This is a genomic window from Citrobacter braakii (genome assembly GCF_002075345.1).
GTDB classification, from domain to species: domain Bacteria; phylum Pseudomonadota; class Gammaproteobacteria; order Enterobacterales; family Enterobacteriaceae; genus Citrobacter; species Citrobacter braakii.
Map to the genome: position 1 here is coordinate 181,761 of NZ_NAEW01000002.1, position 15,087 is coordinate 196,847.

A 15,087-nucleotide genomic window follows, 5' to 3' on the forward strand; every position below is an offset into this window, starting at 1 on the left:
CTTAAGCAGCGGCCAGCCAGCGCGTTAAACGCGCCCCAAAGGCGGCCTGACTTTCCAGTAACTCTTCTCCCGTCACCAACGGTGCCGGACGTGTAATCACGATGCAGGGGATACCAGCATCCAGACAGGGTTGAACTTTTTCCTGATAACCACCTTCCGCACCGGATGCCTTAGTGATCACCACATCAGCCTGACACTGGCGATAAAACGCAGCGTTGAACTCGGCGCTAAACGGCCCGCACAATGCAAAAATCTCACCGACGCCAAATCCCAGGTCCGCGCATTGCTGAATAACCTCGGGTACAGGCAGGACGCGCGCCAGTAGCGTTTTTTCAGGCAACCCTTCGCGCCAGATAGCCAGATCTTTACTGCCGGTCGTCAGCAGCACGCGGTCACCGAAACGGCGCGCAACCTCGCAGGCTTGCTGAATACTCTGTACGGTATAAAGTTGCGGGTGGGTTAAACCGCTCAACTGCTCAGGACGTTGATAGCGGCTCAGCAGTACCCCCGCCGCTTCGCAGGCGTTCATGATGTTGCGGCTCACCACCTCGGCATACGGATGCGAGGCGTCTATCACCCAGCGCGTCTGATTTTCCTGTAGCCAGGCAATCATTTGTTCGCGCTCCAGACGCCCGCAGCGCACCTGACCTTTGATATCTCCCGCCAGTTGCTTCCCCGTTGGGGTCGCAACTGACAGGGTGTAGGCCACATTGGCTGCGTCCAGTTGCTGGCACAGCATGCGCGCATCGCTGGTACCGCCCATGACCAACACATCACCGTAATTCACAGCACATAACCTCGTGGCGTGATCATCAGGCCGTCCTGAACATAGGTTGTTTTGTTGCCAACGATCACAAGGCTGGTCATATCAACCGGTTCAAAGTCCATTTCACCCAGGGTGGTCAACCATTTTTCCTGTTTTTTACGTCCGGCTGACTTCACAATACCCACCGGCGTTTGCGCGCTCTTGCTGGCAGAAAGCAGCTCAAATGCGCGCGCCAGATGACCTTCGCGACCCCGACTGCGCGGGTTGTAGAAACAGATTACAAAGTCTGCTTCGCCGGCAGCCACTATGCGTTTTTCGATAACTGGCCACGGTGTTAACAGATCGCTTAAGCTGATGTGGCAGAAGTCGTGCATCAACGGCGCGCCCAGCAAAGAGGCGGCGGCAATGCTTGCCGTCATTCCTGGGATCAGCCTGACCTCAACGTCCAGCTTTTGCTTGCTGACAAGCTCAAGCACCAGCCCGGCCATACCGTAAATCCCTGCATCACCGCTGCTGATCAGCGCCACGTTGTGGCCCGCCTGCGCCAGTTCGATCGCCGCCTGGCAGCGTTCAATCTCTTTGCACATCCCGGTTTTGATCACCTGCTTGTCGCCAGTGAACGCTTTTACCAGGTGGGTGTAGGTTTTATAGCCAACGATGATTTCCGCTGCCTGCAATGCTTCAACGGCTTCCATGGTCATCATTGCCTGCGAGCCAGGGCCAATTCCAATTACGCTTAACATCAGTGTGAAACTCCCAAAGTGATAGTGACGCCCTGTTCTCGCAGGGTCTCGCCTAACAGTTTTCCGTGGCTCAGCAGCCAGGCTGCAGGACCGGAAACGCTTCCTGTACCCACCGTTTTGCGAACAAACGATGAGGCCGGAAAACGGTGTTCATGCTCACGCAGCGCGTCAGCAGTAAAGGTTTCGAAAGGAACGCGACAGCACGAAGCCAGTTGGATAAGTCCCTGTTCATCTTTTTTCAGCGTGATACTGCCAATCGCTTTAAGCGCCAGCGGATCGAGCTGCTGGGCTTCGAGTTGCCTGGCAAGCAGCGCGGCCAGCAACGGGAACGGCGTGTCACGACGACAACCAATTCCGGCCACAACACGCTGCGGCACCAGCTTCCAGTGCGGAACAGGCAGATCGGGTAAGTTGGTGCGTAAGGTGATACACACCAGCGCATCCAGTTCAGGAAGCTGATTGAGATCGGTTACCGTGATAAATCCGCGCCGGTCGCAATGACTGACATCCTGCGTCAGTTCATCATCCCACCACAGCCCCACCCGCTTATTACTGACCAGCATCTGATTAACGATCTTCACCGCCGAACGGAAATCACTCATCCGGGCATTCAGTTGAAATGCCAGCGTATCCAGTGCCGCCATATCGTTGACATCCGTCGCAGTGGTGATCACCGGATCGGCGCCCAACATGCCCGCCAGATACCGCGCCAGCGCATTGGCACCGCCCGCGTGACCGGAGAGCAGGCTGATGACATGCTGGGCGCGTTCATCAATGACCACCACCGCCGGATCGCAAAATTTGTCGTTAACCAGCGGGGCCAGCACGCGCACCGCAATGCCGGTCGCACCGATAAAAATCAGCGCCGAGTAATTCGCAAACGCTTCGCGGGCGGTATTCGCAAAGCCGTTTTCGAAAGGAATGAATCCCTCCTCCAGCAGCTTTTCACTGGTAAAACAGGTAACCGGCAGCATAGCCGCCAGACGTTTTGCCAGCGTAACGCCTCCCGGGGTCAGGCAAAAAAGCGCAATTGACTCAGGCTTTACGGTATTCATGGCTAAAGTCCGCCGCATAGAGTTTGGAGTAGTGATACTCCGAGCCCAGGAAATTACCGACCAGAATAAGAGCCGTTTTACGGATGCCCGCATCACGAACCTTGTCGCCAATATCCGCCAGGGTACCGCGCACAGTCTGGCTTTCCGGCCAGGTTGCCTTGTAGATCACCGCCACGGGCGTGGTCGCCGGATAACCGCCTTCAATCAAACGCTCGGCCACACGATGAATACGCTGAACGGACAGATAAATCGCCATAGATGTCTGGTGACTGGCAAATGACTCCAGCTGTTCGCGCTCCGGCACCGGCGTGCGTCCTTCCAGGCGGGTAATGATCAGGCTCTGTGAGACCTCAGGTACGGTATACTCAACGCCCAACTCCGCCGCCGCACCAAGGAATGCGCTGACGCCGGGCACCACCTGCCAGTCAATCCCGCGTTTGGTCAGTTCCTCGCCCTGCTCGCGCACGGAACCGTATAGCGAAACATCGCCGGTTTGCAGACGCACCACGGTCTTACCCGCTTTCACTCCGGCTTCCATCAGATCAAGGATCTGCTCAAGATGCAGTTCAGCGCTGTCGTGGCATTCAGCGCCAGCAGGACAATATTCCAGCAGTTCGGTGTTAATCAGCGATCCGGCGTAGATAACAACCTGCGCCTGCTGTAGCAGCCGGTAACCTTTGAGGGTAATCAGCTCGCGATCGCCAGGACCTGCGCCAACAAACCACACGCTACGGGGATCAAAAATCTCAGACATGGTTTCCTTCCTTCTGACAGGCGATAACAAATACGGGGTTATTCGGTTTGAAATAGTGACCACTGCCAAGCGTGGTAAGCGAGGAAACCTGTAGCTGCAGGCAATCCACTCCCGGTACGCCAAGATGGTCCAGATGTGCCAGCGCGGTGTTGAGGTTTTCCTGGAGGATGAATGTCATCACCAGCCGCCCTGCGGGATGCAATTGACGCATTGACCAGTCAATCAGTTCAGTCAAATGGCCACCGCTGCCGCCCATGAAAATGGCATCGGCTTTTTCAGCGATGGTCATCGGCGCAACACCGGGAAAAATGTCGATGTTTGCACAGGCAAAATGCTGGCGGTTTTCATCCAATAACCTGAGCGCCGCCGGGTTACGCTCGATTGCCGTCACGCGCAATCCAGGGTATTGCAGCGCGGCTTCTATCGACACGCTGCCGGTTCCTGCGCCAATATCAATCAGGTGACTGGCGCGGTGTAATTCAAGTTTTGAGAGGGCAAGTGCACGTACCGCTTCTTTGGTCATCGGCACTTTCTCTCCACGTAAAAACAGCTCATCTTTCATCAAGGATCACCACTGCATTCATGTCATAGTCGGCGTTAACTTCGCTCACAGGCAGGAAATGGATCCGTTCGTTTTCCATTGCCAGGTTTTCGCCAATCACCATCCAGCGATGTCCCTTGCCTCGTGCAATGAGCTGCTGCGCAATTTCACGCGGGCCGCACTGCGCATCTGTCACCATAGCCACCTTGTTATGTCGCGCCAGTTCATCGAAACAGACGCTGCGACCATGGCTACTGGTCAGCCACATATCGTTCATATCAATACCGGACTGCGCACACAGGTACTGCACCGCGCTAATACCGGGAATAATGCGCACATTTTCAATACCGAAATGCGCCACCATGCGCGTCCCGATGCCGTAAAACAGCGGATCGCCAGATGCCAGCACCACAACGCGTTGCTCCTGGTGCGCGCAAATCCAGTTCAAGAGTTCGAGAATATTGGCGCCGAGAACAAACTGTTCACCGGTAAAATCCGGGAATTGCTGCAAATGTCGCTTTCCACCGACCAGAACATCAGCCGTTGCGACCGCTTCACGCGCCGCAGGCGTCATCAAATGCAAACCGGCTGGTCCCATCCCTACAACGGTTAACATTGCATCTCCTCAGCAATCTCTGCGACCGGGCGATTACTCCCAAGCACCTGATTATCAAAAGAGAACATGATGGCGTCACAGGTCGGGGGATTTTTGGTAAAGCGCAACGTTTGCAGGACGCGCATACAGATGCGCTTAGCCAGATGGTTGTAAATGTGCTGAAAACCGTATGCTTCTATGTGTTCCATCGCCGCCTCGGTGGTATCGCAGTCGCTGACCAGCGTGAGCAGTTCCAGCGGCGCCCCCAGTAACGCGAGGTGGGCCACCAGCGTTTCCATGCGAGCATCGGCAATATGGCTGTGGGTATGAAAGATCCCCGCCGCAATTTTGACAAGCTTACCAGGGTGTCCCACCAGCACAATTTGTCGGAACCCCAGACGTACGGCTTCTTCAATCATGTAGCCGACAAAATTGCTCATGGTGACCACAACCTGGGTGTCGATCCCCATCTGCTCACGCACAAAACGTTCGCCGTGGTTTCCTGGCACCAGTACGACACGCTCCAGCCCCGCCGCTCGCTTAATTTCCAGCTCCAGCGACAGTGAACGTTTCCAGCTTTCTTCTGACATCGGCGTGACGATCCCAGTCGTACCAATGATCGAAATGCCGCCCAGAATGCCAAGGCGGGAGTTGTAGGTTTTTTGTGCCCGCTCTTCGCCTTCCGGCGCGAAAATTTCAATTTGCGCCCCACGATTCGGACCAATCGCCTCACGAACCGCAGACTCAATGGTCTGGCGAGGTGTGCGATTAATCGCCGAACTGCCCACCGGCAGGCCGATCCCTTTGCGGGTTACCGTGCCAACGCCTTCCCCGCCCTGAAGGGTTATCTCTTTGCTATCGTTTAACGTCACGCGGGCAAAAATCAGCATGCCGTGAGTGGCATCCACATCATCGCCACCGTCTTTGCGGATGGCGGCTATCGCCTGCTGTCCTTCGATATGCGGTGACTCTACGTTCAGACACAGCGTCACACCTGATGGCGTCACGATAGAAACCTGATGGATCAGGTGCTGGCGCAATACCATCAGCGCCGCCACTTTTGCCGCCGCCGTCGCGCACGATCCCGTGGTATATCCTTTACGCAGCGCTTTACCGTTGTGCCACACAGGCGTATCGAAGGACTCGCTCATCGCGCCCCCTGCATGTGATAAAGCATGGCGTTGACGATCGCGGCGGCGACGTTACTTCCCCCTTTACGACCTAACGCAGCAATGGCGGGTAGATTGCTTTGGGTCAGTGCATCTTTCGACTCTTCTGCACCGACGAACCCAACCGGTACGCCAACTACGCCACTGACGGCCACATCATGCTCAAGCAGGCGGAACAGCGCTGTCGGCGCGTTGCCAAACACAAACAGCTTTTCACCCTCTTCCTTCACCGCAATGTCAACGGCCGCCATTGACCGGGTAATGCCCTGCTCTTTTGCCGTCCGCACGACCCGCGGGTCGCTGATGTAGCAGCGGCATTCGCCACCGAATTTTGCCAGCAGCGTTTTATTAATCCCGGAAAGGGCCATAGTGGTATCGGTATAAATCACGCTCGAACGGCTAAGCGCCGCACAGAACTGCTCCAGCACATCACTGGAAAACCACAGAATGTCCAGCCAGTCGAAATCCGCTGTCGTGTGAATAACCCGCTTGATAATGGCTTCATGTAACGGGCTGGCAAACTGATAGTCCGGGCGGGTTTCACGGATGATCTCGCCAATAATGTCGAAACTTTTGGCCTCAATCGCCTGGGGTTGCTGGATATATTGCATTGTGTTGTCCTCAGGCTACACCGACCAGCAGCCACCGCAGCGCAATAAACAGCGCCAGTGCCAGCATCGATGCCACCCACATCAATCGAATCGTATGGGAAATGTCGTCTACCGAAATGTCGCGTTGTGCATCACCGATCCACGGTTTCTCAACGCGCTCGCCAAAGTAGTCATTAGGACCACCCAGACGAATTCCTAATGCCCCGGCAACGGACGCTTCTGACCACGCGCAGTTTGGGCTGCTGTGGTTGTAGCGATCGCGCCAGCCAATCTGCAAAGCACGCGTGCCGTCCTGGCGACATAAAAATGCCGCTGCGCCCAACAGCAGCCAACTTAGTCTCGCGGGAATATAATTTGCGACATCGTCCAGACGAGCGCTGACCATACCGATAGCACGGTATTTTTCATGTTTGTAGCCCACCATGGAGTCAAGGGTGTTTACCGCTTTGTAGGCCATCGCCAGAGGCGCACCGCCGAGGAGCAAGAAGAACAGCGGCGCGATGATGCCATCAACGGTGTTCTCAGCCACGGTTTCCACTACGCCGCGGTTGATCTGTTGTGGCTGTAATTGCGAGGTATCGCGTCCCACAATCCATGACAGCTTTTCCCGACTTGCAGCAAGGTTACCGGCACGTAGCGGACGCTCGACATCCTGCGCGGCGTTTGCCAGGCAGCGCCCGGCCAGCACGGTAAAGATCATCCAGACCTCAACCACCCAACCAAGCCAGGGATGAATAGAGTGCGCCAGCGCCAGTACTCCCCAGGACACAGCCCAGGTCAGCCCAACCACCACAATCCACATCACCGCGCCACCGATGCGTAGCGCACGGTCGCTATGGCAGTAACGCCGAACAACCCGTTGCACCGCAGAAATCAGATTGCCAATCCAGCGCACCGGATGCGGCCAGTTCTGCGGATCGCCGATGATAAAATCAAGCAGCCAGGCAACACACCACGCGAGGATGGTCATAGTGCGCTCCTCGCGGCTGCCAGCCAGTGGTTAAGCATCTGCGGACGTTGAGCAAAATGAACGTGTAGATAGCTGGCAAAGGTATTTCCCACCTGCCAGCCGCCGGACCAGGCTTGCAGCGTTTTGCCATCGCGCACTTTGCGACAGTTCATCACCGCGGGGGTTTCAGGGGTAAAATCGGAGTAGTGGAATTCATGTCCGCGCAGCACTTCGCCTTCTGCAGCTAACAACGTTTGCTGCGTGGCCTGCGCTTCGCAGTAGCCAAATCGGGTCAGACGTTTTCCCATTTTGCTGTGACCGGGAATGATATCCGCCATCAGCCAGGTATCACCCTGGCTGTCTTCCAGCGAACTGCCGAGGTACATCAGCCCCCCGCACTCGGCATAAATCGCGACACCCTGCTGGTGCGCCGCCCGCAGTTGGTTAAGCATTGCAATATTACGGGCCAACGCCGCAGCATGTAACTCAGGATAGCCACCCCCCAGCCAGATCATCTGACAGTCGGGTAAACAGGTGTCGTGCAACGGGCTAAAACGGACAATCTTAAGCCCCGTGCGCTCCAGTAGCGTAATGTTGTCCGGGTAGTAGAAGTTGAACGCTTCGTCATCGGCGATGGCAAGCGTTAGCCCTGCCCCGGCGTCTGCGGCGGGCAGCGCTGGCCATTCACCAGCAGGAAGCGTGTCTAACTGGCTTAATCTCAGCAGCGCGTCGATATCAAGGGTTTGCTCCAGCGTCGCGGCAAACGCCTGCCACGGCTTCTGGTTGATAACCGACTCACGCGCGGTAACTAACCCCAGATGACGCTCAGGAAGCGCAACGCCTTCCATACGGGGAACGTAGCCTAAGACGGGTACAGCGCAGTAACGCTCAATCGCCACTTTCAGGAGCTGGTAATGCGTTTCGCTGTTAACCCGGTTAACAATAACGCCGGCAATATTCAGGGTTGGATCAAAATGCTGAAACCCCATTACCGTCGCGGCGATCGAGGTGGAAACGGCTTTGCCATCAACCAGTAGGATAACCGGACAGCCTAACTGTTTGGCCATCGCGGCGGTGCTGCAGTAGTTTGGGTCGGTGCCGTATCCGTCATACAACCCCATAACGCCTTCAATAACGGCGATATCCGCATGTTGCATGTGCTCGCGAAATAAAGCATTCAGGGTGGGGACGGGAAGCATGAAGCTATCAAGATTGCGGGAAGCAGTGCCGCATACCGCGGTATGCCAGCCGGTATCAAGGTAATCGGGGCCTACTTTGCAAGGCTGGACGCGTAAACCGCGTTTTTTCAACAAGCTCAACAAGCCCAGCGTCACCGTGGTTTTACCACAGCCGCTTCCGGTACCTGCAAGAACAAAAGCGTGAAAATTGGCCGCCATACCCTGATCCTGTTCAGGGTGGTAGGGGTGTAAAGATACCCAGTCTCTCGACTGTATGCATCTGAACCACCCACTTCCCACCGAAGTTGTTGGTAGTCACTGACAGGCAGGTCTTCTGGCTTAGCGTCATCCTCACCCGTCCTTCCCAATCTTGCGATCAGTGGTCAATACGGGGTCGTCAGCATCACAGCAGCGGGGGCTGCGGGGGATTCTCACCCCCTTCCCTACCACAAATGTGGCAAACCTGTCAGTTCAAGAGCCTGATTAATTAAGCTCTCTGTTATGAGGTAAATTCACGACCTCATGACAATAATTCAATTTAATATCTTGCCGGGTTCATTCAACCAATTACCTGGCATAAACCCACTTATTCATATGCTCGCATTCTGAATGAAAGTGCCAACAAAGAATAAAGAAAGTCATTCACAGAGACACTGTATCTCATCACAAAAATAAAAACTGGTGCAGTTTATCCCTCTAATACTAATATTTTGTTGCGCTATGACAATTTATTGACTGCTGTCGCTACTTTTCATTTTATAATGACTGGCATAGCGCCCTATATCAAAAATCGGCAATAGCAAAATATTGCCATTTAAGCGGATTCGCCACGTGAAATGACATTTATTTGTTGGCGAAATGCCTGCGGCGTGACCTGATACGTTTGACGAAAAACTTTGCAAAAATAACTGGTTTGCGAAAATCCTAAATTACGCGCAATGCTGGCTATGCTCCAGTCACTGTGGCAAAGCAGCTCTTTTGCACTGGCCATTCGCTGCTGGTTTACCCATGCGTTAAAACCGATGCCATGATATTTTTTGAACAATTTGCTGAAATAGTAAGGGCTAAGGTAAACATGAGAGGCGACATCCTCCAGACGCAATTCGTCTGATAAATGCGCATCAATATAGCGCAGTGCTTTTTTCATTTTGCTGTCATGAGGATTGGTGCTGCGGTTAGCGCGTACCGGCTCTGACTGCAGCGGGTTATCTTTGATAACCACAAAATTAAGTTGTTTCTTAAGGCAATTTTCTACGATGAGCTTCAGCAGATCCGCTGAGGCGATGACTCGCGAATAGTCCATTTCCGGTACATTACGAAACTCGTTGACCAGTTCGGGATCGGCTTGCCAGCGGTCATCTACATTCAGAATATCAACCAAACCGACATCGTTACTTAAGCGTACCTGGCCACAAAGCACAAACCCTACCAGGTGCCCCGCAATGACCAGCGGAATTGAGAAATCGGTAAGTCCGGCGTGACAGCGATAGATGCAGGGTTGATCGGATTTAGAGGCTTCCAGCCCTCCACAGCGATCGCTCATACGACAACGGGTACTGTGCTGAGGATGCTGACGCATCAACTGGCAAAAAGGGGTGAAATTAAAAAGCTCAGAAATTTCATCACCGTGAATATTGACAACCACAACGGCCAGACTGGTGGCCTGCGCAAAATCCTGTGCGATTTTATTAATGAGTTCTGAGTTCAGGGCACTCGCAGAAATCATGATAAAACCTCTCAGTTAATTTATTGTTATAAATAAAACATATTATTCACATTCATTTTCACCCTGCCATCCTGAGCATTGATGAAAGTCGTAATTGAACATAACAAAAGTCTCCCATTCTTGGGAGACTTTTTGGGCAGTTCAGGATACCGGATCACGAAAACAGTTTTTACTTTTCAAAAATAAACTTCTTCTGTGAAGCTAGCTCTCATTTTCGTCCAGCTTACACGTATTACACGGTAAATTTTTGCCAATCAAATAACGATAAATTGCTGCACCCGCGCACGCGCCGATGATAGGGGCCACAATCGGTACAATGAAATAAGGGATATCACGCCCACCGGTCATCGCAACATCTCCCCACCCGGCCATCCAGGCAAACAATTTAGGGCCAAAATCACGCGCCGGATTCATCGCAAATCCGGTGAGCGGACCGGTGGATGCGCCGATAACAGCAACCAGAATACCAATCAGCAGTGGTGCCAACGGACCTTTAGGCACACCGTTACCGTCGTCAGTCAGCGCCATGATCATCCCCATAAGAATGGAGGTAATCACCACTTCGACCAACGCTGCCTGCCAGACGCTGAGCGCCGCCGCAGGATAAGTACTAAAAATACTGGCAAGGTGCAGGCTTTCCAGACTGCCGCGCACCATCTGGTGGGCCGACTCATACTCGGTAAACAGACTGCCGTAGAGCAAATAAGCCAGCAAAGCGCCACCAAAGGCCCCCGCGACCTGCGCCACAGTGTAAGGTAAAACTTTGCGCCCCGGAAAACAGGCAAACAGCCACAGTGCGATGGTGATAGCAGGGTTGAGATGCGCGCCAGAAATCCCGGCCGTCAGGTAGACTGCAAGCGAGATCCCCAGACCCCAAATGATGCAGATCTCCCACAATCCCAGGCTGGCACCTGCGACTTTCAGAGCGCTCAGGCAGCCAATACCAAAAAACAAAAACAGCCCGGTACCCAAAAACTCAGCAATGCATTGCGCTTTTAGTGAATCGTTCATTGTGACACCTTCTAAGCAGAGTTCGTGTCTTTACCAGCGGACTCCTTACTGGCAAGTAGAATACTTCGAGGCTTACTATAAAAGGCCGTATCAGCAAATTGTTGGCATTCTGCGGATAGCTTGCCCTTTAAAATCGTGGTGCAATAGCAAATTCTTGCTACGCACTTTATTAAAACATTAGAGACAATCGGGATTACGCGTATTACACGGACATTTTCAAAACAATAAAATATTGCTATTAGCAGAAATCCGTTTTCAAACCACCATCACAATTTCATTTTTTTCGCATAGCAAATGATATTTATAATGTCACCAGAAAAAGTGTAAATGTGGAACTGACATAACTAAATAATCACATCAATAAAATTTAATATACCCATTAAAAACAACAAGTTAAAATAATTAATAGCAATTTTATATCACCTTACCTCTATTATTTTTTCACTCTCAATTTCAAGTCAGCCATTCTTTTTCCTCGCTTCTTTTTATAGTCATGAACATCGGGACAACCCAGGCGAGGTCTTTATGCAACAAGAAGCGTTAGGAATGGTAGAAACCAAAGGCTTGACTGCAGCCATAGAGGCCGCAGATGCAATGGTGAAGTCAGCCAATGTAATGCTGGTCGGCTACGAAAAAATTGGTTCGGGGCTGGTAACAGTCATTGTCCGCGGCGATGTTGGCGCAGTCAAAGCAGCAACAGATGCAGGTGCCGCCGCAGCACGTAATGTGGGAGAAGTGAAAGCCGTACACGTCATCCCACGCCCTCACACCGATGTAGAAAAAATCTTACCGAAGGGAATTAGCTAATGAGCAGCAATGAGCTGGTTGATCAGATCATGGCGCAGGTGATTGCTCGCGTGGCAACGCCGGAACAGCAGGCTATCCCTGAAAATAATCCTCCAACACGAGAAACGGCTATGGCAGAGAAAAGCTGCAGTTTAACGGAGTTTGTCGGTACTGCGATTGGCGACACCGTCGGTCTGGTAATCGCCAACGTGGACAGCGCCCTACTGGACGCAATGAAACTTGAAAAACGGTATCGCTCCATTGGCATCCTTGGCGCGCGTACTGGTGCAGGCCCGCACATCATGGCCGCAGATGAAGCGGTAAAAGCCACCAATACTGAAGTCGTCAGTATTGAGTTGCCACGTGATACCAAAGGCGGCGCGGGTCACGGTTCGCTGATTATTCTCGGCGGCAACGATGTTTCCGACGTGAAACGCGGAATTGAGGTTGCGCTGAAAGAACTGGATCGCACCTTTGGCGATGTGTATGCCAACGAAGCCGGTCACATCGAGATGCAATACACCGCACGCGCCAGCTACGCGCTGGAAAAAGCCTTTGGTGCACCGATTGGCCGTGCCTGTGGCGTGATCGTCGGCGCCCCGGCATCCGTTGGTGTCCTGATGGCTGATACTGCGCTGAAATCCGCCAACGTGGAAGTTGTGGCCTACAGCTCCCCTGCCCATGGCACCAGCTTCAGTAACGAAGCCATTCTGGTCATTTCAGGCGATTCCGGCGCTGTGCGTCAGGCCGTTATCTCCGCCCGCGAAATCGGTAAAACCGTACTCGGGACCCTCGGCTCAGAACCGAAAAACGATCGTCCGTCCTACATCTGATATCAGTGAGGCTGATTCATGAGATCGAAAAGATTTGAAGCACTGGCGAAGCGCCCTGTGAATCAGGATGGCTTCGTTAAGGAGTGGATCGAAGAAGGCTTCATTGCGATGGAAAGCCCGAACGACCCTAAACCGTCGATTAAAATCGTCAACGGTACAGTCACAGAACTGGACGGCAAATCCGCCAGTGAATTTGACTTAATTGACCATTTCATTGCCCGCTATGGCATTAACCTGGCGCGCGCTGAAGAAGTCATGGCGATGGACTCAGTCAAACTTGCCAATATGCTTTGCGATCCTAACGTGAAGCGCAAAGACATTGTGCCGCTGACCACCGCAATGACCCCGGCAAAAATTGTCGAAGTGGTGTCCCATATGAACGTCGTTGAGATGATGATGGCCATGCAGAAAATGCGTGCTCGTCGTACACCGTCTCAGCAGGCGCACGTCACTAACGTTAAAGATAATCCAGTGCAGATTGCCGCTGATGCGGCTGAAGGCGCCTGGCGCGGATTTGACGAACAGGAAACGACGGTTGCCGTTGCGCGTTATGCACCCTTTAACGCCATTGCGCTGTTAGTCGGCTCACAGGTTGGGCGCCCTGGCGTATTAACCCAGTGCTCGCTGGAAGAAGCGACCGAACTTAAACTCGGTATGTTAGGCCACACCTGTTACGCGGAAACTATCTCCGTCTATGGTACTGAACCCGTCTTTACCGACGGCGATGACACGCCATGGTCGAAAGGTTTCCTCGCCTCTTCCTACGCCTCACGCGGTCTGAAAATGCGCTTTACCTCCGGTTCTGGCTCAGAAGTTCAGATGGGTTACGCCGAAGGTAAATCGATGCTTTACCTTGAAGCCCGCTGTATTTACATCACCAAAGCCGCTGGCGTACAGGGTTTACAAAATGGCTCAGTAAGCTGCATCGGCGTGCCTTCCGCTGTGCCGTCAGGCATTCGTGCGGTGTTAGCTGAAAACCTGATCTGTTCCTCCCTGGATCTGGAGTGTGCCTCCAGCAACGACCAAACCTTTACCCACTCGGATATGCGTCGTACTGCCCGCCTGCTGATGCAGTTCCTGCCGGGTACTGACTTCATCTCTTCCGGTTATTCCGCTGTACCGAACTACGACAACATGTTTGCGGGTTCGAACGAGGATGCTGAAGATTTTGACGACTACAACGTTCTCCAGCGAGACCTCAAGGTAGATGGGGGTCTGCGTCCGGTTCGTGAAGAAGACGTTATCGCCATTCGTAATAAAGCGGCACGTGCACTGCAGGCCGTCTTTGCCGGGATGGGATTACCGCCAATCACTGATGAAGAAGTGGAAGCGGCGACTTACGCCCACGGTTCGAAAGATATGCCGGAGCGAAACATCGTTGAAGATATCAAGTTTGCGCAAGAGATCATCAATAAAAACCGTAACGGTCTGGAAGTGGTGAAAGCCCTTGCTCAGGGCGGGTTTACCGATGTCGCTCAGGACATGCTCAACATCCAGAAAGCCAAGTTAACCGGGGATTATCTGCATACCTCCGCCATTATCGTTGGCGACGGACAGGTGCTATCCGCAGTAAATGACGTCAATGACTATGCCGGTCCGGCAACAGGTTATCGCCTACAAGGCGAACGCTGGGAAGAGATCAAAAACATCCCTGGCGCACTTGATCCCAACGAACTTGGCTAAGGGGTGAAAAATGGAAATCAATGAAAAGCTGCTGCGCCAGATAATTGAAGACGTACTGTCTGAAATGCAAACCAGCGACAAACCCGTCTCATTCCGTACATCGACAGCGGCTAGCGCTCCACAGGCTGCAGCGGCGCAGGGCGACAGCTTTCTGACCGAGATTGGCGAAGCCAAACAAGGCCAGCAGCAGGACGAAGTGATTATTGCCGTAGGTCCCGCGTTTGGACTGTCGCAAACCGTCAATATCGTAGGGATCCCGCATAAGAACATCTTGCGCGAAGTGATTGCGGGTATTGAAGAAGAAGGCATTAAAGCGCGCGTTATCCGCTGCTTTAAATCCTCCGATGTGGCATTTGTCGCCGTGGAAGGTAACCGTCTGAGCGGTTCCGGGATCTCTATCGGCATCCAGTCAAAAGGCACCACGGTTATCCACCAGCAGGGGTTACCGCCGCTTTCTAACCTGGAGCTGTTCCCTCAGGCACCACTTCTGACGCTGGAAACCTATCGTCAGATCGGTAAAAACGCCGCGCGTTATGCCAAGCGTGAATCTCCGCAACCGGTCCCTACTCTGAATGACCAGATGGCTCGTCCTAAGTACCAGGCGAAATCGGCCATTCTGCACATTAAAGAGACCAAATACGTCGTGACGGGCAAAAACCCGCAGGAACTGCGCGTGGCGCTTTGATA

Annotated in this window: 16 protein-coding genes and 1 riboswitch; of the genes, 4 read left to right on the forward strand and 12 right to left on the reverse strand. The window is 53.3% G+C overall.

Features of this window, described 5'->3' with window-relative positions; translation table 11 throughout:
* Position 1 precedes the first annotated feature (1 nt).
* From BZK42_RS05360 to pduF, 12 genes are all read right to left on the reverse strand, one after another.
* Positions 2-787: a cobalt-precorrin-6A reductase gene (locus tag BZK42_RS05360; protein WP_047357942.1), complete on the reverse strand. Its 786-nt coding sequence runs from the start codon at positions 785-787 to the stop codon at positions 2-4.
* On the reverse strand, positions 784-1,509 hold the full coding sequence (locus BZK42_RS05365) for a precorrin-3B C(17)-methyltransferase (protein ID WP_003030278.1): 726 nt from the start codon (positions 1,507-1,509) through the stop codon (positions 784-786). Before BZK42_RS05365 ends, BZK42_RS05360 begins: the two co-directional genes overlap by 4 nt.
* Positions 1,509-2,564 (reverse strand): cobalt-precorrin 5A hydrolase, encoded by a 1,056-nt coding sequence (gene cbiG / locus BZK42_RS05370; protein ID WP_016153520.1) that lies wholly within the window; start codon positions 2,562-2,564, stop codon positions 1,509-1,511. Before cbiG ends, BZK42_RS05365 begins: the two co-directional genes overlap by 1 nt.
* Positions 2,545-3,318, reverse strand: a complete 774-nt coding sequence (locus tag BZK42_RS05375) for a cobalt-precorrin-4 methyltransferase (protein WP_003030275.1) — start codon at positions 3,316-3,318, stop codon at positions 2,545-2,547. The genes cbiG and BZK42_RS05375 overlap by 20 nt, the downstream gene beginning before the upstream one ends.
* Positions 3,311-3,880: a decarboxylating cobalt-precorrin-6B (C(15))-methyltransferase gene (locus BZK42_RS05380; protein ID WP_016153521.1), complete on the reverse strand. Its 570-nt coding sequence runs from the start codon at positions 3,878-3,880 to the stop codon at positions 3,311-3,313. The genes BZK42_RS05375 and BZK42_RS05380 overlap by 8 nt, the downstream gene beginning before the upstream one ends.
* A complete protein-coding gene (locus BZK42_RS05385) occupies positions 3,870-4,475 on the reverse strand; it encodes a cobalt-precorrin-7 (C(5))-methyltransferase (RefSeq protein WP_047357940.1) in 606 nt (201 codons plus the stop codon). The genes BZK42_RS05380 and BZK42_RS05385 overlap by 11 nt, the downstream gene beginning before the upstream one ends.
* Positions 4,469-5,605, reverse strand: coding sequence for a cobalt-precorrin-5B (C(1))-methyltransferase CbiD (cbiD, locus tag BZK42_RS05390; protein ID WP_016153523.1), 1,137 nt, complete (start codon positions 5,603-5,605; stop codon positions 4,469-4,471). The genes BZK42_RS05385 and cbiD overlap by 7 nt, the downstream gene beginning before the upstream one ends.
* Positions 5,602-6,234 carry a cobalt-precorrin-8 methylmutase gene (locus tag BZK42_RS05395; RefSeq protein WP_008785140.1) on the reverse strand — a complete coding sequence of 211 codons (633 nt, stop codon included), beginning with the start codon at positions 6,232-6,234 and terminating at the stop codon, positions 5,602-5,604. Before BZK42_RS05395 ends, cbiD begins: the two co-directional genes overlap by 4 nt.
* A gap of 10 nt (positions 6,235-6,244) precedes the next feature.
* On the reverse strand, positions 6,245-7,204 hold the full coding sequence (cbiB, locus tag BZK42_RS05400) for an adenosylcobinamide-phosphate synthase CbiB (RefSeq protein ID WP_049270760.1): 960 nt from the start codon (positions 7,202-7,204) through the stop codon (positions 6,245-6,247).
* Positions 7,201-8,580 carry a cobyrinic acid a,c-diamide synthase CobB gene (locus tag BZK42_RS05405; RefSeq protein ID WP_080858870.1) on the reverse strand — a complete coding sequence of 460 codons (1,380 nt, stop codon included), beginning with the start codon at positions 8,578-8,580 and terminating at the stop codon, positions 7,201-7,203. The genes cbiB and BZK42_RS05405 overlap by 4 nt, the downstream gene beginning before the upstream one ends.
* 88 nt (positions 8,581-8,668) lie before the next feature.
* Positions 8,669-8,843, reverse strand: a riboswitch (cobalamin riboswitch).
* Between the two features lie 332 nt (positions 8,844-9,175).
* A complete protein-coding gene (pocR, locus tag BZK42_RS05410) occupies positions 9,176-10,087 on the reverse strand; it encodes a transcriptional regulator PocR (protein ID WP_080858871.1) in 912 nt (303 codons plus the stop codon).
* 201 nt (positions 10,088-10,288) lie between these two features.
* On the reverse strand, positions 10,289-11,098 hold the full coding sequence (gene pduF, locus BZK42_RS05415; protein ID WP_016153527.1) for a propanediol diffusion facilitator PduF: 810 nt from the start codon (positions 11,096-11,098) through the stop codon (positions 10,289-10,291).
* 525 nt (positions 11,099-11,623) lie between these two features.
* Between pduF and pduA the strand changes: the two genes are divergently transcribed.
* The 4 genes from pduA to pduD are packed head-to-tail and all read left to right on the forward strand — an operon-like array spanning position 11,624 to position 15,085.
* On the forward strand, positions 11,624-11,905 hold the full coding sequence (pduA, locus tag BZK42_RS05420) for a propanediol utilization microcompartment protein PduA (protein ID WP_003030255.1): 282 nt from the start codon (positions 11,624-11,626) through the stop codon (positions 11,903-11,905).
* Positions 11,905-12,717 (forward strand): propanediol utilization microcompartment protein PduB, encoded by an 813-nt coding sequence (pduB, locus tag BZK42_RS05425; protein ID WP_016153528.1) that lies wholly within the window; start codon positions 11,905-11,907, stop codon positions 12,715-12,717. The genes pduA and pduB overlap by 1 nt, the downstream gene beginning before the upstream one ends.
* Before the next feature lie 18 nt (positions 12,718-12,735).
* Complete coding sequence (gene pduC / locus BZK42_RS05430; protein ID WP_003030249.1) at positions 12,736-14,400, forward strand: propanediol dehydratase large subunit PduC; 1,665 nt, start codon at positions 12,736-12,738, stop codon at positions 14,398-14,400.
* Positions 14,401-14,410: 10 nt separating this feature from the next.
* Positions 14,411-15,085, forward strand: a complete 675-nt coding sequence (gene pduD, locus BZK42_RS05435; RefSeq protein WP_080858872.1) for a propanediol dehydratase medium subunit PduD — start codon at positions 14,411-14,413, stop codon at positions 15,083-15,085.
* The last annotated feature ends 2 nt before the right edge of the window (positions 15,086-15,087 follow it).